Here is a 21,557-nt window from a genome sequence, read left to right as displayed (position 1 = left end):
AAGACAGCATGCAAAAACTAAAAAAGCAGTATGCGCTGATTCATACTGCCTGTTCCCACGTTTATTATTCTGTGTGTATTTATTATTTTGTGAGTATGAGTCGGTTATTACGTGTCAGACGAAGGCGGTATTCTTCCCCTGCATGCATGATCCGTATTTCACGCCCTAAAGCAAAAAGGTTGTTGGAATGCAGCATTGGCAGTGAATGTGCGGTTTCATTGTTACGTGTAAATAAGCTGAAAGGTGCGTTCATGTCCGTTGACTCCGTGGTGTATAGTGAACGATTTAAATGATAATCATTATCGAATAGACCTGTCAATGCAAATTTTCATATTTTATAAAAAACACTGAACTGGTTACACTCAGTCATATTTTCAGGGAGATGAATGATGTCCAAACCCAATATCCATGTTGCTGTTGCGATACTTTTGCACCGTAATAAAGTACTCGTGGGCTGGCGTCAGGCTGAACAGCATCAAGGCAATAAATATGAATTTCCTGGTGGGAAAGTTGAACAGGGTGAGACACCACTCGAAGCCTGCCGTCGGGAAGTGTATGAAGAAGTGGGTGTAGGGATCAGTTCGTGGAATGATTTTGATTTTATCCGTCACGAATATGATGATGTCATAGTCAATCTGCATCTGTTTCATGCAGCAGTGCCCGATGAGCTGTTAAATGAAATTCAGCAGCCCTGGACCTGGTACAGCAGGGAAGAACTGACTGAACTGCATTTTCCGAGTGCAAATAAAAGTATTGTGTCCCGACTTGTATGGAAGCATAAAATCCGCATTTCTGAACAGCTGGAAGTCTGTCAGCAACTGGAAAATGATCAGCTGCTGTACTGGCGTAAGGATGTGACTGCAGAAAGTCTGAAACAGCTTGCAGAGCTGAACATCGAAGAGCTGCCAAAACTGATTGTGAATATGGAGCTCTGGAAAAAACTGAACACTGTCCAGCAGCAGAGCATTTCAGCGATTCACTTAAAACAGCAGCAGTTGATGGCATTAAAAAAAGGGGAGCTGAAAGCAGGGAAGCGATACATTGCTGCCTGTCATGATCTGATTTCAATGAAACATGCACAGCACATTGGTTGCGATGCGGTTCTGCTGAGTCCTGTGTGCAGAACGGCGACTCATCCTGATGCTGCCCCTCTAGGCTGGTCTCTTTTCAAAGAATATGCAGCACAGGTGGATATACCGGTCTTTGCACTTGGAGGCATCAGTCACAATGACCTGATACAGGTGCAGCAGTCAGGTGGTTATGGTATTGCGGGAATCAGTACATTTAACTGAGTCTCGTGTATTCAGACGATGCTGTCAGAGTGATTTCAGGGCAGTCTGAGCCTGCAGGATGGTTGCAGTTTTTTTCTGCATCTGTCCTGCTTTTAAAATACTCAGCCATAACTGTTTTTTCATGGCATCAGTCTGAGCATAACTTAAACCACGTTTTGCCAGTGATTCGGCATTTGCAGGTTGTTGTTTACGGTTTGCAATCATGGCAAGGTATAAAAATGGTTCGGGAGACTGAGGTGCCAGACGCTGTGCATGCAGTGCAGCCGTTTCAGCAGCACTCCATTGTTCTTTGGCATATGCTGTATTTGCCTGCTGCATGAGCTGTCTGAAAGCAGGAAGGTTATGTCCGTCATCAAATTTCTGGCTGGACTTCTGTTCAGGAACGACAACCTTTAACTGCTTACGGATAATTTCTTCCTGGTCATAAGGTTTGATGACAACGCCTGATGGTGTATGGATTTCAGCAGGTTTTTCAGGCAGAGGTCTAACCTTTTTTTCAGGCTGTTCAGGAGTCGGCTGGCTTTGACAGCCTGCCATCAGTAAACATCCAAGAACAAATACAGGTTTAATACACGCAACCTTTTTCAGCATCATGGAACACTTAACCCTCAGTTGTTATAAGATCCACTGGAAATTACGCGGTTGTCGCTGTTTGACAGTTCGCGTCCCATATCAGCTTCACTTTCACGGATATAGTTTTCTATTCTATCTTCCTGCTGTGCAGGCGGCTGAGTGGATTCAGTATCGGGATTGTAAACAGGTTCCACCTGATAATGAGGCAGACCGCATGCGGTTGCCCGACGTGGAATATTGTTACGCAGTAAAGGAATGTACATGGCGCCCTCACAGCCCTGAGCTGAAAGGTTTCCGGAGTTTTTATCAATCCATTGCCACTGTACATCGTCAGTCTGGCGCAGGTTCACCGGTTTCTGACGTAACTGTTTCATGACATTGGTCCAGACGGGCAATGCACCTGAAGAACCTGTCAGTCCGGTCACTTTGTTGTTGTCCAGACCCAGCCATACAACACTGAGATAATTGCCTGAATATCCTGCAAACCATGAATCACGGGTGTCATTGGTGGTTCCTGACTTGCCGGCAAGTTTAAGATCCTGCGGTAAAGAGTTGTATGCTGAACGTCCCGTACCCGATGTCATGACCTGCTGTAAACCATAGTTGAGAATGTAGGCTGCGGATGGGTCAATGGTCTGCTGTACAGTCAGGCTGTAGCGGTCCAGCAACCGTCCATTTGAGTCAACCACTGAACGGATGGATTTAACCGGATATTTAAAGCCACCCGTAGCAAAGTTGCCATAAATGCTCATCATTTCCATAGGTGACATATCTACCGCACCGAGGAAAATAGATGGATATGATGGAATACTGGAAACTACACCAAATTTTTTCAGCTGATTGCTGAAAGTGGCTATACCGAACTCCTGTCCAAGGCGGACAGCAGAAAGGTTATAGGAGTTGGCAAGTGCCTGAGCCATTGGAACAACGCCGTGTTCACCACCGCTGTAGTTTTTAGGTGTCCATGACTTTCCTTCACTCTGAATATTGATATAACTGTCTTCAACAGGACTGGCCCAGTTATAGCGACCTGACTCAATGGCACTAAGGTAGATCACAGGTTTCAGCAATGAACCTACCTGACGTTTTGCATCGAGAGTCCGGTTAAAACCAGTGAAATCCTGAGTCGAGCCAACGGCTGCAACCAGTTCACCATTTTCAGGGTGAGAGACCAGTACAGCACCCTGGAGATCTTTCAGTGTTTTAGGATTGGCATTTGCCAAGCGAGCAACTGAGCTTTTAAACTCCTGCTGAATATGTGTCTGGGCAACTGGATCAAGCGTTGTAAAAATTCGCAGACCCTGGTTGGTCAGGTCACTTTCCTGATATTCACTTTTCAGCTGGCGACGGACAATATCAAGGAAGTCTGGGAAACGTGCAGGCCCCAAAGTCGGTTTTGCCAGTATGCCTAAAGGTCTTGCTGATTCACGTTCAAACTGATCGGGAGTCAGATACCCCATCACCACCATATTGTTCAATACAATATTACGGCGTTTGATTGCACCTTCAGGATTTTTCCATGGGTTGTACAGCGTTGGCCCCTGAACCAGTCCTACCAGATAAGCCTGCTGTGCAATGTTCAGTTCACGCAGTGGCAGACCGAAATAGAACTGGGAAGCAAGACCATAGCCATTGATGGAATAATTGCCGTTCTGCCCAAGATTGACTTCATTTAAATAGGCTTCAAGAATTTCATCTTTGTCATAATGAAGTTCGACCAGTAAAGCCATCAGTGCTTCATTTACTTTACGTTTTAAAGTCCGCTCAGGGGTCAGATAGAAGTTTTTAACCAGCTGCTGAGTTAGCGTTGATCCCCCCTGGCGTCTGCCACCGGTTGCATTACTGACCAGTGCGCGGGCTGTACCACGGACTGAAATTCCATAGTGATGGTAAAAATTACGGTCTTCGGTCGCGATCAGGGCTTCAATCAGAGGTTTAGGAACATTGGTCAGTTTAATCAGAACTCGGTCTTCATTGTGCTGAGGATAAATGCCGCCAATCAGTAAAGGTTCAAGTCGGGCAAGTCCAGTCGATGACGGTTTGGTTGCACTGACTTCACTGATGCTGTTGTTGGTGAATGAAACTTTCAGTACCTGTTCAGGTTCAACACTGTCACCAAAATCAAAGCCACGGGTATGCACATAAAGGGTGTTCCCTGATGAAACATAATTCCCCGATTTTGCATAACTGTCTGTATTTTTGTAACTGAGCAGTTTCAGTTCCTGTTCAAAATCAGTCTGAGATACAGGGGCATTGGTATACACTTCAAGAGGGCGGGCAAATACTTTTGCTGGTATGTCCCATCGTTTCCCTTCAAATTTTTCACGCACAATATTATCAAGTCGGATCAGGTAGATACTGAAGACTACAAAAATACCAATGACCAGTACTGAGAAAATAAGTGCAAAGAAACCAATACCACGTTCAGACTTCATATATAAAGATAAAACCCTGATAAATTGTGCTAATCATGCGAAGCTTTTCGTCAATTTGCAATATTTAATCTTTGAAACAATACAAATTCATTGAATAAAAAAATGAACCGGTTACTCAGTTTAAAGGTTTTTTAAAACAAACATGATAATGCTATTATAAAAGACGAACCCTGGCGGAGCGATGATGCAGGTGCAAATATCACATAAGACTTTTCGGAACATTGGATTAATTGGACGACCGGATAAATCGTCAGTAGTCGAAACATTAAGTCTCATTCATGATCATTTACTTAATCTGGGCTTACATCCTGTTTTTGATTCAGAAACAGCCGAACTGGTTCCTTATAAAAACACACAGACGGTCAGCCGTGCGCTGCTCGGAGAAGTAGTGGATCTGGTCATCGTGGTTGGTGGTGACGGTTCTTTACTGCATGCTGCCCGTGCGCTGGTGAAGTACAATACACCTGTGATAGGGGTCAACCGTGGTCGTCTTGGATTTCTGACGGATATTACCCCGACTGAAGTGATCTTTAAACTGGATCAGGTGCTCCAGGGACAGTTTCAGCACGACAGACGTTTTCTGCTTGAAATGGAAGTACGCTCCAAAGGTGAAATCATCCATGAAGCGATTGCACTGAATGATGTTGTACTGCATTCGGGTAAGTCGGTACACATGATTGATTTTGATCTGCATATTGATGGTCAGTATGTATATAGACAGCACAGTGATGGTCTGATTGTTTCAACACCAACAGGTTCAACTGCCTATGCGCTGTCAGGTGGTGGTCCGATTCTGCACCCAAGTATGGATGCCATTGCACTGGTTCCGATGCATCCACATACGCTGTCTTCGCGTCCGGTGGTTGTGGGTGGACAGAGTGAAATTAAAATTGTGATCCGTGAAAACCGTGTTTTACCTATGGTCAGTGCCGATGGGCAGCACAGTGTTTCATTAAATGTAGGGGATGGTTTACACATCCGTAAGCATCCGTATAAACTGAATTTATTACATCCACCTGGCTATGACTTCTACATGGCATGCAGAACAAAGCTGGGCTGGAACCGAGATTTTGATTCATTCCAGCAGGATTAATTATGAATATTGAACAAATGCTTGCCGTACTCGATCCTGAAATTGTTGGACGTTTAAAAACAGCAATTGAGATTGGTAAATGGCCGAATGGTGTTGTGCTGACCAAAGAACAGCGTCAGATCTGTATGCAGGCTGTGTATGCCTGGGAAATTCAGAATTTACCGGAAAACGAGCGCAGTGGCTTTATTGATAAAGGTCATAAAGAAGAAGGTGAGGAGTGCGACTCTCATGTTCCAGAGCCTGAATTTAAACCGATCCGTTTTGTATAAAAGAACTGGACAGGTTATGTAAGCTGTATGGAAATGATATTTTCATACAGCTAAAAAAGCCCTCAGATCATTGAGGGCTTTTTCATGTCTGTCAGAAACGGTTTTTCCAGAGGGTCTGTGCTGTATTCATGGCTTCCTCAAAGGTTTTAGCCATGCCCATGGTATACAGTGCGATTCCCATGGTTTCAGTGGCTGCTGTTTCACCATATTCATGCTGCTGCTGACCTTCCCAGACCTGTTTGAACACTGCTAAATCCAGTTCTTCTTCAGTTGGGCTTCTGTTATCTGTCAGTTTTGGCAGTTCGTGTTCATAAAGTTCGCCATTCTGAATACCGCAGATCAGTGTTTTTGCATCAGGGTTGCGCTCAAATTCACCCCCTTCGCCTTTAATCACAGCACTGTTCAGATAACCCAGCTGAAATGCTGCCTGCTGGTGCGAGCTTCGGTAAGCGGGATGGAAAATTGCCTGCATGGTGGCAGGGGCATTAAATGGATTGATCAGTCTGGCAAGTGTATGCACAGGTGAGCGAAGTCCCATCACATTACGCAGATCAATCAGATCACTCAGGACGGGAGAAATCACAGATAAAGGTAGATAGGCAAAATTGTGCTGTTCAATCTGAGCAGCTACATCCTGCTGATTCTGACAGACAGGGTATCCGAGGTACTGCAGAACCTGTTCGGTATATACGCGGTTCATGGTATGCCCCGATGCGCCATGCATAACAACTTTATAGCCATTTTTCGCAAGCGTCAGAGCAGCCAGTAAAAACCAGGGATAATGCTTACGTTTTCCAGCATAACTGGACCAGTCCAGATCAATCTGCATAGGCTCAAAATTCAGCTGATCACGGGTGGCCTGTACAAAACCCGCCAGTTCATCTACAGATTCTTCCTTGACCCGTAACAGCATCAGAAATGCACCTAACTGTACATCCAGTACTTCATTTTTCAGAATCATGCTGAAAGCATTGTAGGCTTCTTCATAAGTGAGTGATCGTGCACCATTTTTCCCTTTTCCCACGATGCGGACATACTGAGCAAAAGGGTGTTCAAAGTCTTTATAAAGATTACGTTTTGTGGACATGAAAAAATCTGAATCGTGATTGCTGCGGTCAGCTGTCACTATGACATAAATGTCTGAAGAATGTACCTGGAATATTAATCTTAGACTAAGGTCTAAGGTGTGTCGTATTAATTTTAAGCAAAATTAACAAATCCCTGAACTTTTGCACTAAAAATTTTATTAAAATCTGCATGTTTTATATTTTTTAAATTCATCAATCTCCTGTACCTATTTTTTGTCTGAATGCCGTCTATACAGCATTACAGATAAAACATCCGACTGTAAAAGGTCGTTTTATAGCTGTTTTTTTAGAAAACATTTGTTTTCTATACGGATTTTTATTGTTTAAAAATTCTTCTCCTTTGCTTTTTGCCGGGGATTCAGGGCTGTGTATTCATAACGGATACATCAAATTTTGAGTATTTCTGTGTTCAGAAATATATAAAGAAGACTTCTTATGGCTAAGAAAACTATCTATAAGTCACTGTATTTTCAGGTGATTATAGCAATTATTGCCGGTGTGCTTGTGGGGCATTACTCGCCAAGTGGAACACAGATTATCAATGGTGCAGAACAGTATGTGCCGGGTATTGGTGAGCAGCTGAAACCTTTGGGTGATGCGTTCATTAAACTCATTAAAATGATTATTGCACCTGTGATCTTCTGTACCGTGGTCAGTGGTATTGCAGGCATGGAAAGCATGAAATCGGTGGGTAAAACCGGTGGTATTGCTTTGATGTATTTTGAAATTGTGTCCACTTTCGCTTTATTGATTGGCTTAATAGTCATCAATATCTGGAAGCCGGGTACAGGCATGAACATTGATCCGGCGACTCTGGATCAGGGCGGTATTTCAAAATATGTGGCATCGGGTGAGTCTCAGTCTACGATGGACTTCCTGATGAACATTATTCCCAATACGGTTGTCGGTGCTTTTGCGGAAGGTGAAATTCTTCAGGTATTACTGTTCGCTCTGCTGTTCGGTTTTGCACTGCATCAGCTTGGAGATACAGGAAAGCCGGTTCTGAAATTCATTGATCAGGTTTCACATGTATTTTTCAATATTGTGAATATGATCATGAAGCTCGCGCCTATCGGTGCATTCGGTGCTATGGCATTTACAATCGGTAAATACGGTATCGGATCACTGGCGCAGCTGGGTGAGCTGATTATCTGTTTCTATATTACCTGTGTGCTGTTTATTTTCCTTGTACTGGGAACGATCAGCCGTATCTGTGGTTTCAGTATTCTAAAAATGATCCGCATGATTCGCGAAGAACTGCTGATTGTACTTGGAACATCATCTTCAGAATCTGTATTGCCACGCATGCTGAAAAAGCTGGAAATTGCGGGTTGTGAAAAATCTGTTGTAGGGCTGGTGATTCCGACCGGTTATTCATTTAACCTGGATGGAACATCCATTTATCTGACTATGGCGGCAATCTTTATTGCTCAGGCAACCAATACTCAGCTTGATGTTTCGCATCAGATTACGTTACTGCTTGTTCTGCTGATTTCATCTAAAGGTGCAGCAGGTGTGACTGGTTCAGGCTTTATTGTGATGGCTGCAACTTTATCAGCAGTAGGTCATATTCCTGTTGCAGGCCTGGCATTAATCCTGGGTATTGACCGTTTTATGTCCGAAGCACGTGCGCTCACCAACCTGGTTGGTAACTCGCTGGCAACAATTGTTGTTGCGAAATGGGTCGGTAAACTGGATACAGAAAAACTCAATGAAGCATTAAATAATCCAGAAGAAGTGGACCGCAAAATGCTGGCTGATTCTGCACAGCAACATGCCTGAACATTCATTTACTGATCTTAAAAGGAAGCCTCGGCTTCCTTTTTTTAGATCTGTGTTGAAGTTGCAGTATTCTGAAAACTCTATGTTGTGTTTAAATAAACAGTTAAAAAACGAACAGATAGGTTGAAAATTCATCATTAATGTCAAAAAATACCAGGTTGTTGGGATGGGTGGAATGCTTATATTCTGTTTTACTGTTGAACATAACGATAAAGCTTGAAACTACCCTTACACCCGGAAAACTTAGGTTTTCCGTTTTTTTTGCCTTTGAAAAGGTATTTTGATGAACTGTGCAAATAAAATGACCTCATCTGTTCATGACAATTACAGAAAAAATGATTAGGATGCTTGAGATTAGAAAATCAAGAAATCAGATTGAAAGGAATACAGAACATGCTGGCATATGATGCAGATTTAGAACTTTTTCGTGACAACTTCAAACGTTTTATGAATGAACACGTTGCTCCACATTATGAGCAATGGGAAAAAGAAGGATTAATGCCTCGTTCCGTATGGTCATTGCTGGGTGAAAACGGTTACCTGTGTGTGGATGTTCCCGAAGAATACGGTGGTTATGGTGTACCGACAGAATACTCTCTGATGCTGGTCGAAGAGTCGGCTCGTGCAGGTTATGGCGCATTATCAACGGCAATTTCATGCCACTCTGAAATTGCAGCACCTTATATTCTGCATATTGCCAATGAAGAACAGAAGCAGCACTGGCTGCCGAAAATGGTTTCAGGTGAAGTGGTTGGCGCGATTGGTATGACCGAGCCTGGAGCAGGATCTGACTTACAGGGTATGCGTTCATCTGCCATTTTAAATGGTGATCATTATTTGCTGAACGGTTCCAAAACATTTATTTCCAATGGTCAGCATGCAGACCTGGTGGTTCTTGCTGCAAAAACTGATCCTCAGGCACGTGCAAAAGGTGTTTCACTGCTATTGGTGGATACGCATCTTGAAGGCTTTAAAAAGGGCACAAACCTGGACAAGATCGGTTTACATTCTCAGGATACTTCTGAGTTGTTCTTTGATAATGTCAAAGTACCAGCCAGTCAGTTACTGGGGAATCCAGGTCAGGGCTTTGCTTATCTGATGCAGGAACTGCCACGGGAACGTACAGCGATTGCTGCAACCGCATTGGGTGCAATCCGTGGTGCTATTGATGTCACAACGCAGTATGTCAAAGAGCGTCAGGCATTTGGTCAGGCGATTGCCAGTTTCCAGAACACCCGTTTTGTTATGGCTCAGGCAAAAATTGATGAACTGGCGACTGCTGCATTCTATAACCAGAACCTGGCTTTATACAAAGAAGCGAAACTGGATGTGGAAACTGCGGCGGCACTGAAGAGCTTCAGTACCGATATGCAGATGAAAGTGATTGATAACTTACTGCAACTGTTTGGTGGTTATGGTTATATGACTGAATACCCGATTTCCCGTTTCTTTGTTGATGCACGTATTCAGCGTATTTACGGTGGAACAAATGAAATTATGAAAGAAATCGTGGCTCGAGGTATTTTAGGTCGTTAATCTGCCAGAAAATGAGCAGTCATAAAAAAGGCTTTCATGATGAAAGCCTTTTTTTATTGTTATTTTTTTAAAAACAGGTGTTTCAGTCGTCAGGAAACACGCAGTACATTCAGACATTCATCAATAAATACAGGCAGCTCAAGTGTTGAACGGGATGAAACATAGAGATTATTGTCATTCACAACATCACGGTCAAAAATAACAGCACCAGCCGTTTTTAGTTCATGCAGCAAAGTTTCAACCGAAGTCAGTCTGCGCCCGATGGCTAACTGAGCATCAATCAGTAACCCAGGACTGGCACAGCATAGAAAAATCGGTTTCTGGGCATTGGCAAACTGACGTAAAAAATCAATAAATCTCAGGTCTTCTTTGAGCAGAAAAGGAGACTGTCCACCTGGAATCATGAGTGCATCAAAATCACGGATACAGATATCTTCAATGCCGTGGTCTATACTGACAGAAGATTTCCGCTGTTTGCTGTAGACAATATTTCCTGCTGTTTTTTCAATATTTCTGACGCTGTGACTGGCGGCACGAAAAGCCTCAACGGGCATGTGATATTCGGCTTCTTCAAAGTCATGGGTGACCAGAACAGCAATATTTTTGTTCAGCATGGCAATCACCTGTATTAGGCTAATATTTAATCATAATAAAAGCCTGAACCTGTTCTGTGCAGTCTTTGTTAACCAGTCATTCCTAAATTGTAAATATACATAAAACCGAAGGAAACTTTATTCAGAACTTTTCAGGGCGCTTAACAAAATTAAGAGACTGTTAAATGTCCTGTTTTTACTTTCAGGGTATTGTTTGATTTCAGCGATTTTGCACAACAAAACTGATGGAACTATTGCTATACTGTTCAAAGTTTATAAACACGATTGATAGGGCAGTATAACAATGGTCCATGATGGTCAGAACTCTTCGACTTCGCTTGATTTGACAAATATCCGTGAAGAAATTGATTCAGTAGATCAACAGCTTCAGCAACTGATTAACCGCCGTGCCCGATTGGCAGAAGCAGTGGCAAAAGCCAAGTTTGCAGCAGAAGAGAATCCGTTGTTTTATCGTCCTGAACGTGAAGCGCAGGTGTTGCGTAATGTCATGGAACGTAATGAAGGTCCATTGTCAGATACCACGATGGCACGTCTGTTCCGTGAAATTATGTCTGCATGTCTGGCACTCGAAGCACCGCAAAGCATTGCATTCTTAGGTCCAGTCGGCACATATACTCATTCAGCTGTACTTAAACATTTTGGTCAGGATGCTGTGGTTCGTCCATTGCCAACCATTGACGAAGTGTTTCGTGAAGTGGAAGCAGGCAGTGCGCACTATGGTTTAGTGCCTGTCGAAAACTCATCTGAAGGTGTGGTTAATCATACTTTGGACTGCTTTAAAGCATCACATTTAAATGTGATTGGTGAAGTTGAATTGCGTATTCATCACCAGTTCTTGATTTCTTCAAATACCCGTAAAGACAGCATTAAACAGATTTACGCGCATCAACAAACCCTTGCACAATGTCGTAAATGGCTTGATGCACATTATCCAGGTGTAGAACGTGTTGCACTCAGCTCAAATGCCGAAGCCGCGCGCCGTATTCGCAATGAGTGGCATTCTGCTGCGATCGCATCGGATGTTGCGGCAAGCATTTATGATTTAGAAATTTTACATGGCAACATTGAAGACAATCCTGAAAATACCACACGTTTCCTTGTGATTGGTCGTGAGAAAATTCCACAAAGTGGTAATGACAAGACTTCATTGCTTATTTCTGCGCATGATCGTGCAGGGGCGTTACTGGAAATTCTTGCACCATTTGCAAAACACAATATCAGCTTAACCAGTATTGAAACCCGTCCTGCATTGCCTGAGAAATGGGCATATGTATTCTTCATTGACCTCGAAGGACATGTAGAACAGGACAATGTCAAAGCTGCGATTGAAGATATTCGTCCTTTAGTCAAAGAAGTACGTGTATTGGGTTCATACCCAGCGGCTGTACTTTAATTTCGTTGTGCGATAGAGGATATAAGACTCGTCATGTCACAACCTGTTTTAAAAGACCGGCCATTGTTTAAAAAAGTGGCATTTATCGGCTTGGGCTTAATTGGCTCAAGTTTGGCACGTGTCATGATTGCCGAACATCTGGCAGAGAAAATCGTTGCTTCAACCCGTTCTAAAAAAACACTGGAAGATGCCAAAGCTTTGGGCATTATTTCAGAGGGTTTTAGTGATCCTGCGGAAGCGGTGAAAGATGCAGATTTAGTGGTATTGGCATTGCCTGTACGTGCGACGCAAAAGGCTTTGGAAAGTATCAAACCGTATTTATCTGAAAATGTCATCATTACCGATGTAGGCAGTACAAAAGGCAATGTGGTTGATGCAGCCAATGCGGTGTTTGGTGAAAACTTACCTGTAGGTTTTGTTCCAGGTCATCCGATTGCAGGCGCTGAACATACAGGCGTGCATGCAGGTAAAGTTGATTTATTTGCCAATCATAAAGTGATTCTGACGCCAGTAGCCAGTAGCGCAGATTGGGCAGTCGAAAAGCTGATTCAACTGTGGCAAGCCGCAAAAGCAGAAGTGATCTGTATGGATGTTGATAAGCACGATGAAGTGCTTGCGCATACCAGTCATTTACCGCATCTAATGGCGTTTAACTTGGTTGAGCAACTTGCCAATCGTGAAGATAATCTCGATATTTTCCGTTATGCCGCAGGTGGTTTTCGTGATTTCTCTCGGATTGCCGCCAGTGATCCGCAGATGTGGCACGATATTTTCTTCGCCAATAAAAAAGCTATTCTAAACGCTGTAGATGGTTTTGAAGCTCAGCTCGCAATATTACGCCAACTCATTGAAAATGAAGATTCACAAGCATTGATGGGACTGCTTGGACATGCGCAAGCCGCACGTCAGCATTTCAATCACATGCTCGCCAATAAACCTTTGATGGAGAAAAATAAGGTGACACAACAATTTACCATTTTGCCAGGTGAGAAGACATTTAAAGGTAAATTTACCGTGCCAGGTGACAAATCAGTGTCACATCGTTCCATCATGTTTGGTGCGATTGCCGAAGGTACAACGCATGTGACAGGTTTCCTTGAGGGTGAAGATGCTTTAGCAACTTTGCAGGCATTCCGTGATATGGGCGTGAGCATTGAAGGCCCGAAAAATGGTGAAGTGACCATTCACGGTGTCGGTATCAATGGTTTGAAAGCACCCAAAACTGCTTTGTACATGGGCAACTCAGGTACATCCATGCGTCTGCTTTCAGGCATGTTGTCTGCACAGCAATTTGATTCTGTGATGACAGGTGATGCATCATTATCAAAACGTCCGATGGAACGCATTGCGAAACCTTTACGTGAAATGGGCGCGCAGATTCAAAGTACGGGTGAACGTGGCACACCACCAATTTCAATCACAGGTGCGCAAGCGTTGAAAGGCATTCATTATGATTTGCCAATGGCATCTGCTCAGGTGAAATCAGGCATTTTACTTGCGGGTCTTTGGGCTGCGGGTGAAACGTCTGTAACTGAACCTGAACCAACTCGTGACCATACTGAACGTATGCTTCGTGCATTTGGTTATGATGTCAAAACTGAAGGTAACCGTATTTCACTGCAAGGTGGTGGAAAATTAGTCGGCACTGAGATTCAGGTACCATCAGATATTTCATCAGCAGCATTCTTTATGGTCGGTGCGGCGATTACTGAGGGTTCAGATGTAACACTTGAAGCGGTAGGAATTAACCCAACGCGTACAGGTGTGATTGAAATCCTCAAGCAAATGGGTGCGGATTTAACGGTTGAGAATGAACGTGTTGCAGGTGGTGAACCGATTGCAGACATTCGTATTCGTGGTAGCCGTACATTGAAAGGTATTCACATGCCTGAAGACCAAGTGCCTTTAGCGATTGATGAATTTCCTGCATTGTTTATTGCTGCGGCATGTGCCGAAGGTCAAACCATTTTGACAGGTGCTGCTGAACTACGTGTCAAAGAATCTGACCGTATCCAGGTGATGGCTGATGGCTTAAAAACTATGGGCATCGACTGCACACCAACGGATGACGGCATTATCATTGAAGGTAAAGGTAAATCAGGCGAGTGGGGCGCAATCTTCACGGGTGGTGAAATTGAGTCACATCATGACCATCGTATTGCGATGAGCTTCTCAATGGCAGGTCTGCGTAATTCTGAGGAAATTAAAATTGTCGGTACTGAAACAGTGGCAACCAGTTTCCCGACATTTACTCAACTTGTAACGCAAGCGGGTTTAAGTATTGAAGTGACCGAATAATAGGGTTTTTGAAAAATCATTATTAATTGTTGGTAATAGTGAAAGTTCCTTCTCCCTTTGGGAGAAGGTTAGGATGAGGGGACTTAAGTTCTCTCTTTAGCTATAGCCAATCTTTGGTCTAATTTTTGTGTATTTGTTCGACAACAGCCAAGCAAAAGCTTGGCTGTTTTGTTTTTATTGCTTATTCTAAAACCATACAACTATAAAGCCTTTTGGATGAAGCAATGAGAACATTACAATTTACTGCGAACTGTGAAAATCATATTAAAAATGATGCGCAGGGCAATGCATGTCATGTCACTCAAGCCTATGTGACAGACTTATTATCGACACAACTTGCTGAATATGGTTTTAAAGCTGAATCAACAAATTCGGAAGAAAACTTAGCAGTAAGTGTGGAAAATCATCCGATCGGTTTAGGCGTGAATTGTCGTTTAAATGATGATGGACTTTTGACTTGTCAAATTTCAGCGCATGCGGATGAAGAGCAGGTGTGGTTTAAAAAGATTGCGACGCAAAGTATGATCAAACAATTGGCAAACGCAGTAGAGAATACTTTAAAAAAAGATGAAGCATTTAGTGGCTTTGAGTGGAAAGGCTAAGATTAAATCGGGAATGGCAAGATAGAGTATCTGTTTTGCCATTCCATTAAAGGGCGGAATTTTATTCTACACGCAGCCAGGTCTGATTACGTCCCATTGCTGAAACGCCAATATAACCACGCAGGAAAAGTTTCTTTCCATTAGCACTGATTTTCCCTTTCAGTTTATAAATTTTACCGGAGACGGGATCAATAATTCGTCCATCTGTATAGTTAATCTCATCTTCACTTTTTAAACCTGTAATCACCTGCATACCGATAATTGGCTTATTGGTATAAGGTGCAGGGCAGTTACTGCATAATTCTTTAGGAGTGTAACCCGGTCTTGGAGTTGCTTTCAGTGCAGTTCCGCTAAAAGTTCCATTTGCCTGTTTTTCAATTTTTACCAGACCTTTAGGCTCACCAGTTTTGTCATCGATATATCGCCATGTCCCTGTAATGTCCTGAGCCATTGCAGTCGTGCAGAATAAAGTGATGCAGATCGTCCCAAAAATAGTTTTCATAATATCCCTGAATATAAAAAATGTTTCTGATAAAACACAAACTGAAAATTTGTAAGTTGTTGATTATATATTTGATAATTGAAATTCATATTTACATATTGTGCCAAAAAAACATGAAAATTAACTTAAAATGGCATCGAAAGATAAAATTTCAAAGGTTTGTAAAGAATTTAAGGCGGAGCTTTTATTTGCAATCAGGGTGCGATGGAGTGTATCAGACCTGAACACTCACTTTAAAATTTTTCCCTGTTGCCTCAAAGCGTATGTCACAATCCAGAAATTTCTGAATAATCTGTGCTTGTGTCTGAGCATGCTGGCTGATGGTGGTTGCAGTAAATTCTCCACCTTGACCAAGTGCGAGAGGCAGCAGCAACTGGTCAGTCAGATATTCATCTGCGACTGCATCTGAGGTGATATAAGCCTGAACGTCTTTTGCAAGCTCACGGGCGACAGTTTCAGCACTCTTTTTCATTTCACCCAAACGGGTAAACACCTGTTGATGCTGTTCATAATTTAACAGTACAAAGGCAGTATTTCCCTGACTGATTCCTTGAAAGTTGAGTCGCTTCCGCTCAGTTAATTTCAGTTTTTGATTCAGAACATCAAGCTCACGCTCAGCAATATCCGAAGGAATATTTAAGGCTGCGGCATAGCCTGAAGATGAGATAAATTTGCCTTTATTCATACCTGAAAATTTCCCGTTGTGTTGCCATGGATATACAGTGGCATTGATCTGACCTGCACCAATCGGGAAAAAGCCAGCACGTTCACATTTAAAATCCACATGAATACCAAGTCGTTGAATCGCAGGCAGGAAGCAATGTGAGATAAAATCGGCTGTCGGTGCCATTGGGTTATGTGTCCCGCCGTGAATGCTGATCTGGCTGGTCTGTTTCTGCATCATCAGGACAGGAAGTAATGTCTGTAAAACCAGAATTGTACTGCCCGCAGAGCCAATCTGAAAATCGTAAGTCCCTGCCTGTACATGTTGTGGCTGAAAATACAGTTTCTGTGAATGCAATTCTGCTCCTTCGGTTTTTGCATTGCTGATACTTTGTGATGCCTGCACGCAGACCAGATGCTGGCGCATTAAGCCAGGCTTTTTTCGTCCAGCACGGATATTGATCAGTTCAAAGGGAATACCTGTAAGCATGGAAAGGGAAAGGGCAGTACGGAGGATTTGTCCACCGCCTTCGCCCTGTGAGCCATCAATCTGGATGGTTGTATTTTTTACTCTTGCATTCATATTTTTTCTTTATAAATAATAAGGTGAACATACTGTCAGTACATGGTCGTGCTGAGTGAGTTGTGACTTTGTTTTCACAAAGGTTTGCTCTGTGCAATGTGATGGGTTGATTTGTGCTTAAATTTTTAAGCTCACCCGCTCGCTCTGCAAGCCACTACACTTTATTTTCAATCCCATGTTGTGGAAGTAGGGGATCCTGTACTCGCCCAGTATGTTCGGGTTTATTCTAAAACAAAAAAGTTGCTTTAGAAAAAGTGAAATATATTGTCAGCACCTAGTGATGCAATGTGAATAATGACTTTGATTCACAAAGGTTTAATGGATAAATAGTGATGGATTGATTGGTGCGATTGCGCTATAAATCCACTTAGCTCATTACCCAAAAATGTTGCCTTCTTTTATTTCAATCTATTCGGCATTAGATCCAGTGCTCGCCCAGTATATTTCGGATTTGACATAGCGAACTACATCAAAACTGTGTATGGATGAATTTAAAGCTCAAGCAAATCCAGCTGCCAGTTGGTCGCTTGTATCAAAACATTTAAATCACGAAGTTTTGCACTGATATCATCAGCTTGTTTTTGCAAGGATGATACAGGAATCACTTTGTGCCATTTGATCTCACGGGTACTGTAACGATCAGGCTCACGGTTGGTACTGCTGATTGCAGACGTCAAAATTTTATGACGTTCAACCAGTTCATCACGCTGAGTCAATAACGCAAGTAAAGAGCGTCCATCGGTCAGTTTTGCCAAAGCATTGGTTTGATGAATCGCTAAGACTAACTTTTGTGATTCCTGAGTTAAAGCAAAGACCTGCTTTAACAGCTCGTTTGGATCTTCAGAGGGTTCATCACCATCCTGTACCAATACGTTTGCATTGATACGTTGTTTCAGTGAGGAGAGTTTCTTTTGTTGATCGCTTCGGAGTAAGAGTGCTTCTGCAAGTTTCATATTGTTTTCCTTATTTTAAAGTCATTTACACTAAAATGCTGTGACTGTTATTTTGATCAATTGTAGATGAATGATCTGACAAACTCAGTTCAGTGAGTCGGATGTATTTTGCTAAAGAGGCATCCTGTCGGATAATCTGTTTTGCGATCATCAGTGCTTCAGATGCTTTTGTGTATTGATCAAATTCATCCCGACGGATCAGTTTCAGTCCCTCCCAGTCTTCCCAGGGGAAATCTGTGGATGTATCCTGCTGTAATGAATCAAGCTTATCTACTGCACAAGTGAAACCAATTACAAGATCTGCATTTAAAGTATCATTCACTGCGATCAGCATCAGTTTTAAATCATGATGTTGATTGGGCGTCCATTTTGCAAAATAGAATCCCCAGGCTGTTGCTGATTCAGTCCAGACCTCACCCTGACTTAAGCCTGTCCACTGAGACCTGTCAAAAGCATTGTCTGTAATTTCCCAACGCATATTTTCCAGGATGAATCTCGTCATGTTTACCCCTTCACGCACACAACCTGGTTCAGGGTGTATACCACTTCCACCAGATCGCTCTGCGCTTTCATCACATCTTCAATCGGTTTATAGGCAGATGGAATCTCATCAATCACGGCTTCATCTTTACGACATTCCACCCCCTGAGTCTGCTCAATCTGATCTTGCACAGTAAACAGCTTCTTGGCAGCAGTGCGGCTATGCACACGACCTGCACCATGCGAACACGAGCAGAAAGAATCCTGATTTCCTTTACCTTTTACAATGAAAGACTTCGCACCCATAGACCCCGGAATAATTCCATACTCACCCAGGCGGGCACGTACAGCGCCTTTACGAGTCACTAAAACTTCCTGACCGAAATGCTCTTCTTTATCCACATAATTATGATGACAATTCACCGCTTCAACTTTGGCATTAAACGGTTTATTAATGATAATACGCAACGCTTGAACAGCTGCTTCCATCATTAACTCACGGTTTTTCATGGCAAAACGTTGTGCCCAACCCACAGCAAACCAGTAATCATCAAAATGATCCGTTCCTTCCACCAGATATGCCAGATCCTTATCAGGCAGATTGATAAAATGCTTCTGCATATCCTGGCGTGCAAGCTCAATAAAGTAGTTCCCAATCGCATTGCCAACACCACGGGAACCTGAATGCAACATGATCCAGACCTGCTGATGCTCATCCAGGCAGATTTCAACGAAGTGATTTCCAGTTCCTAAAGTTCCAAGTTGTTTGCGGTTATTAGTATTCTTTAAACGGGGGTGTTTAGCGCAGATATATTCAAAATCTGTGACGAGTTCAGCCCATACTGCATCCACACGTTCAGATGGATTTTCCCAGGAACCACGGTCACGACGTCCACGTCCTTTGGTCATACCATGAGGGATTAAACGCTCAAGTTCGGTACGCAATCCATGTAAATTATCTGGTAAATCAGAAGCTGTTAAGGAAGTACGCGCTGCCATCATTCCGCAACCGATATCGACTCCTACAGCAGCAGGAATAATCGCGCCTTTGGTTGGGATTACGCTACCAATCGTTGCACCGATTCCTACGTGTACATCTGGCATCACTGCCATCCATTTATAAATAAACGGCATTTGTGCTGTTTTTAGCAGCTGATCTTTCGATTTTTCATCGACAGGGACGCCTTTGGTCCACATCTTAACTGGAACGCCTTTAGCATCCTGAATAATGTTATAAGCACGCTCATTCGATGCTTGTTTTTCGATTTGTTCAATTACTGACATTGTCATTGCTTTATCCTTACTCTAAACCTGCCTGCCAAGCGGTTGCAGGCAGGTGATGTTGTTATACATCCCATGATGTATGATTCTTATATTGCAGAGAGTGTGCCAGGTTTTTTAAATTTAAAAAAACAATCTCATATATTATTGAGAAATATAAATTAAATAATTTTTTGGATATTTGTTTTGGTCGATGCGTTGAAATAATGAATCTTAATTTATATATTAATATATAGTTAAATATAAATATTTATAGTTTTATGGGTATGCAGAAAACCAAAAGAACAGTGGTAATCGGATTTGTTGGATCAACCCTTGATCAGGGTAAAAAAGAAGAGCGCTGGCAACGCTGGCGTCCAACCCTGAGTCTGCTCATGCATGAAGATCTGCTGGTGGATGAACTCGTTCTTTTACATGATCGAAGAAATACCGGATTGATAGAGCATCTGAAAGGAGATGCTTTGCTGCTTTCACCACATACTCTTGTTCAGGGGCATCGGGTCCATATCCGGGATCCGTGGGATTTTTCTGATATGTATGGGGCGTTGTATGACTTTGTAAAATCCTATTCATTTGATACAGAAAACAATCAGTATTTACTGCATATCACAACAGGTACGCATGTTGCACAGATTTGCTGGTATCTGTTGATAGATGCGCACTATCTGCCAGCAAAAATTATTCAGAGTTCACCAACAGGAAAACAGCAACCTGAAGGGGAATATCGCATTATTGATCTGGATTTATCACGTTATGCTGCCCTGACACAGCGTTTTGAGCATGAACAGTCGGAGAACTGGCAACAGCTTAAGGCTAATATCGCCACAAAAAACAAAGGCTTTAATCAGTTGATTCAGGAAGTGGAGCAGGTCGCCACCCGTTCCACAGCACCCATTTTAATCATGGGGGCAACAGGTGTTGGAAAGTCGCAGCTGGCAAAACAGATTTATCAGCTTAAAAAAGAAAAGTTTCATTTACATGGACGTCTTGTGGATGTGAATTGTGCCACACTGGTAGGTGACAGTGCTATGTCAACATTGTTTGGTCATGTGAAAGGGGCATTTACGGGTGCTGTAAATGTACGGACTGGATATTTAAAATCTGCCGATGACGGGATTTTATTTCTGGATGAAATAGGTGAGCTTGGGCTGGATGAGCAAGCTATGCTGCTGAAAGCACTGGAAGATAAATCCTTTTTCCCTGTTGGTAGTGATGTGGAGGTTCAGGCAGATTTTCAGCTGATTGCAGGAACAAACAAGGATCTGCGTGAGGAGGTTCAGGCAGGGCGTTTTCGCGAAGATTTATGGGCGCGTTTAAATACGTGGACATTTTTTTTACCGAGTCTCAAAGACCGCCGTGAAGATATTGCGCCAAATATCGAATTTGAATTACAGCGTTTTGCCATGCAGCAACAGCGTCAGTTACGTTTTCACAGTGATGCTCTTGAGGCATATTTACAATTTGCACAGTCTGATGAAGCGACTTGGATGGGTAATTTTCGTGACTTAACAGCAAGTGTAACGAGGATGGCAACCTTGGCAAACGCAGAACGTATAGGATTGAATGAAGTAAATGCTGAAATTATACGCCTCCAGAATATCTGGAATCTTCATGATACTGTTGGATCAAAATATTCAACTTTAAGTGATATTTTAAATGAGGAACAAATTGCTGAAATAGATGAATTTGACCGTATTCAGTTAGAGGGAGTTATTAAGATTTGTCAGAAATCAAGATCAATGGCAGATGCTGGGCGTCAATTGTTTTCAGTATCCCGTGAGCAAAGACAGTCCACTAATGATAGCGATCGGGTCAAAAAGTATCTGGCAAAATTTGGGTTAAGTTGGGATGATGTGAATGAATGTTTAAAGACATAATTGTCACACATGATTTGATATTACTCCTGACAATAGGAGCTATACTTTTTGGATGACTGTGTTTAGTCGGTATATCCACATATAATTTTTATTACATAAGACGGAATAAAAAAGATTTTTATCGATTATTTAAAGGTAGGGAGTGAACAGCGGGAATATCCGGGTTTTCATAGAATTGGTCACTTTATTTTTATTTGTATAATATGAAAATATATTTTTAAATTAAAGTGATACAGTGAGATT

The 21,557-nt window shown here is 42.5% G+C and carries 19 protein-coding genes; 9 read left to right on the top strand and 10 right to left on the bottom strand.

Annotation, left to right across the window (positions count from 1 at the left end; translation table 11 throughout):
- Nucleotides 1–82 precede the first annotated feature (82 nt).
- Complete coding sequence (gene hemP, locus CDG61_RS11505; RefSeq protein WP_087512453.1) at nucleotides 83–253, bottom strand: hemin uptake protein HemP; 171 nt, start codon at nucleotides 251–253, stop codon at nucleotides 83–85.
- Between the two features lie 136 nt (nucleotides 254–389).
- On the opposite strand from hemP, the gene CDG61_RS11500 reads away from it, so the two are divergent.
- Nucleotides 390–1,292, top strand: a complete 903-nt coding sequence (locus tag CDG61_RS11500) for a thiamine phosphate synthase (RefSeq protein WP_087549628.1) — start codon at nucleotides 390–392, stop codon at nucleotides 1,290–1,292.
- Nucleotides 1,293–1,316: 24 nt separating this feature from the next.
- On the opposite strand, the gene CDG61_RS11495 is transcribed toward CDG61_RS11500, so the two are convergent.
- Complete coding sequence (locus CDG61_RS11495) at nucleotides 1,317–1,883, bottom strand: tetratricopeptide repeat protein (protein WP_171405641.1); 567 nt, start codon at nucleotides 1,881–1,883, stop codon at nucleotides 1,317–1,319.
- A gap of 17 nt (nucleotides 1,884–1,900) precedes the next feature.
- Nucleotides 1,901–4,300 carry a penicillin-binding protein 1B gene (gene mrcB, locus CDG61_RS11490; protein ID WP_087512455.1) on the bottom strand — a complete coding sequence of 800 codons (2,400 nt, stop codon included), beginning with the start codon at nucleotides 4,298–4,300 and terminating at the stop codon, nucleotides 1,901–1,903.
- 181 nt (nucleotides 4,301–4,481) lie between these two features.
- Here mrcB and CDG61_RS11485 point away from each other — a divergent pair, with 181 nt between their 5' ends.
- Both CDG61_RS11485 and CDG61_RS11480 read left to right on the top strand, forming a co-directional pair.
- Nucleotides 4,482–5,393, top strand: a complete 912-nt coding sequence (locus CDG61_RS11485) for an NAD(+) kinase (RefSeq protein ID WP_087549267.1) — start codon at nucleotides 4,482–4,484, stop codon at nucleotides 5,391–5,393.
- 2 nt (nucleotides 5,394–5,395) lie between these two features.
- On the top strand, nucleotides 5,396–5,662 hold the full coding sequence (locus tag CDG61_RS11480; RefSeq protein ID WP_087512457.1) for a YeaC family protein: 267 nt from the start codon (nucleotides 5,396–5,398) through the stop codon (nucleotides 5,660–5,662).
- Between the two features lie 91 nt (nucleotides 5,663–5,753).
- Here CDG61_RS11480 and CDG61_RS11475 read toward each other — a convergent pair whose 3' ends face one another.
- Entirely contained in the window at nucleotides 5,754–6,749 is a 996-nt protein-coding gene (locus CDG61_RS11475; RefSeq protein ID WP_087549627.1) for a glycosyl transferase family protein, read from the bottom strand.
- A gap of 436 nt (nucleotides 6,750–7,185) precedes the next feature.
- On the opposite strand from CDG61_RS11475, the gene CDG61_RS11470 reads away from it, so the two are divergent.
- Entirely contained in the window at nucleotides 7,186–8,532 is a 1,347-nt protein-coding gene (locus CDG61_RS11470; RefSeq protein WP_087549266.1) for a dicarboxylate/amino acid:cation symporter, read from the top strand.
- A 393-nt stretch (nucleotides 8,533–8,925) separates the two neighbouring features.
- Complete coding sequence (locus CDG61_RS11465) at nucleotides 8,926–10,068, top strand: acyl-CoA dehydrogenase family protein (RefSeq protein WP_087512459.1); 1,143 nt, start codon at nucleotides 8,926–8,928, stop codon at nucleotides 10,066–10,068.
- An 89-nt stretch (nucleotides 10,069–10,157) separates the two neighbouring features.
- Here CDG61_RS11465 and CDG61_RS11460 read toward each other — a convergent pair whose 3' ends face one another.
- Complete coding sequence (locus tag CDG61_RS11460; protein ID WP_087549626.1) at nucleotides 10,158–10,679, bottom strand: DJ-1/PfpI family protein; 522 nt, start codon at nucleotides 10,677–10,679, stop codon at nucleotides 10,158–10,160.
- Nucleotides 10,680–10,965: 286 nt separating this feature from the next.
- On the opposite strand from CDG61_RS11460, the gene pheA reads away from it, so the two are divergent.
- From pheA to CDG61_RS11445, 3 genes are all read left to right on the top strand, one after another.
- The gene (gene pheA, locus CDG61_RS11455) at nucleotides 10,966–12,075 is read left to right on the top strand and encodes a prephenate dehydratase (protein ID WP_087512460.1); all 1,110 of its coding nucleotides are present in this window, start codon (nucleotides 10,966–10,968) and stop codon (nucleotides 12,073–12,075) included.
- 33 nt (nucleotides 12,076–12,108) lie between these two features.
- A complete protein-coding gene (locus CDG61_RS11450) occupies nucleotides 12,109–14,373 on the top strand; it encodes a bifunctional prephenate dehydrogenase/3-phosphoshikimate 1-carboxyvinyltransferase (RefSeq protein ID WP_087549265.1) in 2,265 nt (754 codons plus the stop codon).
- Nucleotides 14,374–14,597: 224 nt separating this feature from the next.
- Nucleotides 14,598–14,975 carry a hypothetical protein gene (locus tag CDG61_RS11445; protein ID WP_087549264.1) on the top strand — a complete coding sequence of 126 codons (378 nt, stop codon included), beginning with the start codon at nucleotides 14,598–14,600 and terminating at the stop codon, nucleotides 14,973–14,975.
- Nucleotides 14,976–15,036: 61 nt separating this feature from the next.
- Here CDG61_RS11445 and CDG61_RS11440 read toward each other — a convergent pair whose 3' ends face one another.
- The 5 genes from CDG61_RS11440 to CDG61_RS11420 form a co-directional block, all read right to left on the bottom strand.
- Nucleotides 15,037–15,477: a DUF2147 domain-containing protein gene (locus CDG61_RS11440; protein WP_087549263.1), complete on the bottom strand. Its 441-nt coding sequence runs from the start codon at nucleotides 15,475–15,477 to the stop codon at nucleotides 15,037–15,039.
- Nucleotides 15,478–15,691: 214 nt separating this feature from the next.
- The gene (gene rtcA / locus CDG61_RS11435) at nucleotides 15,692–16,723 is read right to left on the bottom strand and encodes an RNA 3'-terminal phosphate cyclase (protein ID WP_087549262.1); all 1,032 of its coding nucleotides are present in this window, start codon (nucleotides 16,721–16,723) and stop codon (nucleotides 15,692–15,694) included.
- A 491-nt stretch (nucleotides 16,724–17,214) separates the two neighbouring features.
- Nucleotides 17,215–17,676, bottom strand: coding sequence for a DIP1984 family protein (locus CDG61_RS11430; protein ID WP_087549261.1), 462 nt, complete (start codon nucleotides 17,674–17,676; stop codon nucleotides 17,215–17,217).
- 25 nt (nucleotides 17,677–17,701) lie between these two features.
- Complete coding sequence (locus CDG61_RS11425; protein ID WP_087549260.1) at nucleotides 17,702–18,178, bottom strand: hypothetical protein; 477 nt, start codon at nucleotides 18,176–18,178, stop codon at nucleotides 17,702–17,704.
- A gap of 2 nt (nucleotides 18,179–18,180) precedes the next feature.
- Complete coding sequence (locus CDG61_RS11420) at nucleotides 18,181–19,440, bottom strand: RtcB family protein (protein WP_087549625.1); 1,260 nt, start codon at nucleotides 19,438–19,440, stop codon at nucleotides 18,181–18,183.
- Nucleotides 19,441–19,703: 263 nt separating this feature from the next.
- Here CDG61_RS11420 and rtcR point away from each other — a divergent pair, with 263 nt between their 5' ends.
- A complete protein-coding gene (gene rtcR / locus CDG61_RS11415) occupies nucleotides 19,704–21,314 on the top strand; it encodes an RNA repair transcriptional activator RtcR (RefSeq protein WP_087549259.1) in 1,611 nt (536 codons plus the stop codon).
- Nucleotides 21,315–21,557 lie beyond the last annotated feature (243 nt).

This window comes from Acinetobacter sp. WCHAc010052, from assembly GCF_002165295.2.
Lineage (GTDB): Bacteria > Pseudomonadota > Gammaproteobacteria > Pseudomonadales > Moraxellaceae > Acinetobacter > Acinetobacter chinensis.
Note: the sequence above shows the minus strand (reverse complement) of the source record. Positions and strands in the feature narration are given on the sequence as shown.

Excerpts from the sequence above, each read along its gene's own strand:
- CDG61_RS11420 (WP_087549625.1), bottom strand. The coding sequence starts at position 19,440 with ATGTCAGTAATTGAACAAATCGAAAAACAAGCATCGAATGAGCGTGCT.
- CDG61_RS11495 (WP_171405641.1), bottom strand. The coding sequence starts at position 1,883 with ATGCTGAAAAAGGTTGCGTGTATTAAACCTGTATTTGTTCTTGGATGT.
- rtcR (WP_087549259.1), top strand. The coding sequence starts at position 19,704 with ATGCAGAAAACCAAAAGAACAGTGGTAATCGGATTTGTTGGATCAACC.
- mrcB (WP_087512455.1), bottom strand. The coding sequence starts at position 4,300 with ATGAAGTCTGAACGTGGTATTGGTTTCTTTGCACTTATTTTCTCAGTA.
- CDG61_RS11425 (WP_087549260.1), bottom strand. The coding sequence starts at position 18,178 with ATGACGAGATTCATCCTGGAAAATATGCGTTGGGAAATTACAGACAAT.
- CDG61_RS11450 (WP_087549265.1), top strand. The coding sequence starts at position 12,109 with ATGTCACAACCTGTTTTAAAAGACCGGCCATTGTTTAAAAAAGTGGCA.
- CDG61_RS11500 (WP_087549628.1), top strand. The coding sequence starts at position 390 with ATGTCCAAACCCAATATCCATGTTGCTGTTGCGATACTTTTGCACCGT.
- CDG61_RS11485 (WP_087549267.1), top strand. The coding sequence starts at position 4,482 with ATGATGCAGGTGCAAATATCACATAAGACTTTTCGGAACATTGGATTA.
- CDG61_RS11480 (WP_087512457.1), top strand. The coding sequence starts at position 5,396 with ATGAATATTGAACAAATGCTTGCCGTACTCGATCCTGAAATTGTTGGA.
- hemP (WP_087512453.1), bottom strand. The coding sequence starts at position 253 with ATGAACGCACCTTTCAGCTTATTTACACGTAACAATGAAACCGCACAT.
- CDG61_RS11445 (WP_087549264.1), top strand. The coding sequence starts at position 14,598 with ATGAGAACATTACAATTTACTGCGAACTGTGAAAATCATATTAAAAAT.
- pheA (WP_087512460.1), top strand. The coding sequence starts at position 10,966 with ATGGTCCATGATGGTCAGAACTCTTCGACTTCGCTTGATTTGACAAAT.
- rtcA (WP_087549262.1), bottom strand. The coding sequence starts at position 16,723 with ATGAATGCAAGAGTAAAAAATACAACCATCCAGATTGATGGCTCACAG.
- CDG61_RS11465 (WP_087512459.1), top strand. The coding sequence starts at position 8,926 with ATGCTGGCATATGATGCAGATTTAGAACTTTTTCGTGACAACTTCAAA.
- CDG61_RS11440 (WP_087549263.1), bottom strand. The coding sequence starts at position 15,477 with ATGAAAACTATTTTTGGGACGATCTGCATCACTTTATTCTGCACGACT.
- CDG61_RS11475 (WP_087549627.1), bottom strand. The coding sequence starts at position 6,749 with ATGTCCACAAAACGTAATCTTTATAAAGACTTTGAACACCCTTTTGCT.
- CDG61_RS11430 (WP_087549261.1), bottom strand. The coding sequence starts at position 17,676 with ATGAAACTTGCAGAAGCACTCTTACTCCGAAGCGATCAACAAAAGAAA.
- CDG61_RS11470 (WP_087549266.1), top strand. The coding sequence starts at position 7,186 with ATGGCTAAGAAAACTATCTATAAGTCACTGTATTTTCAGGTGATTATA.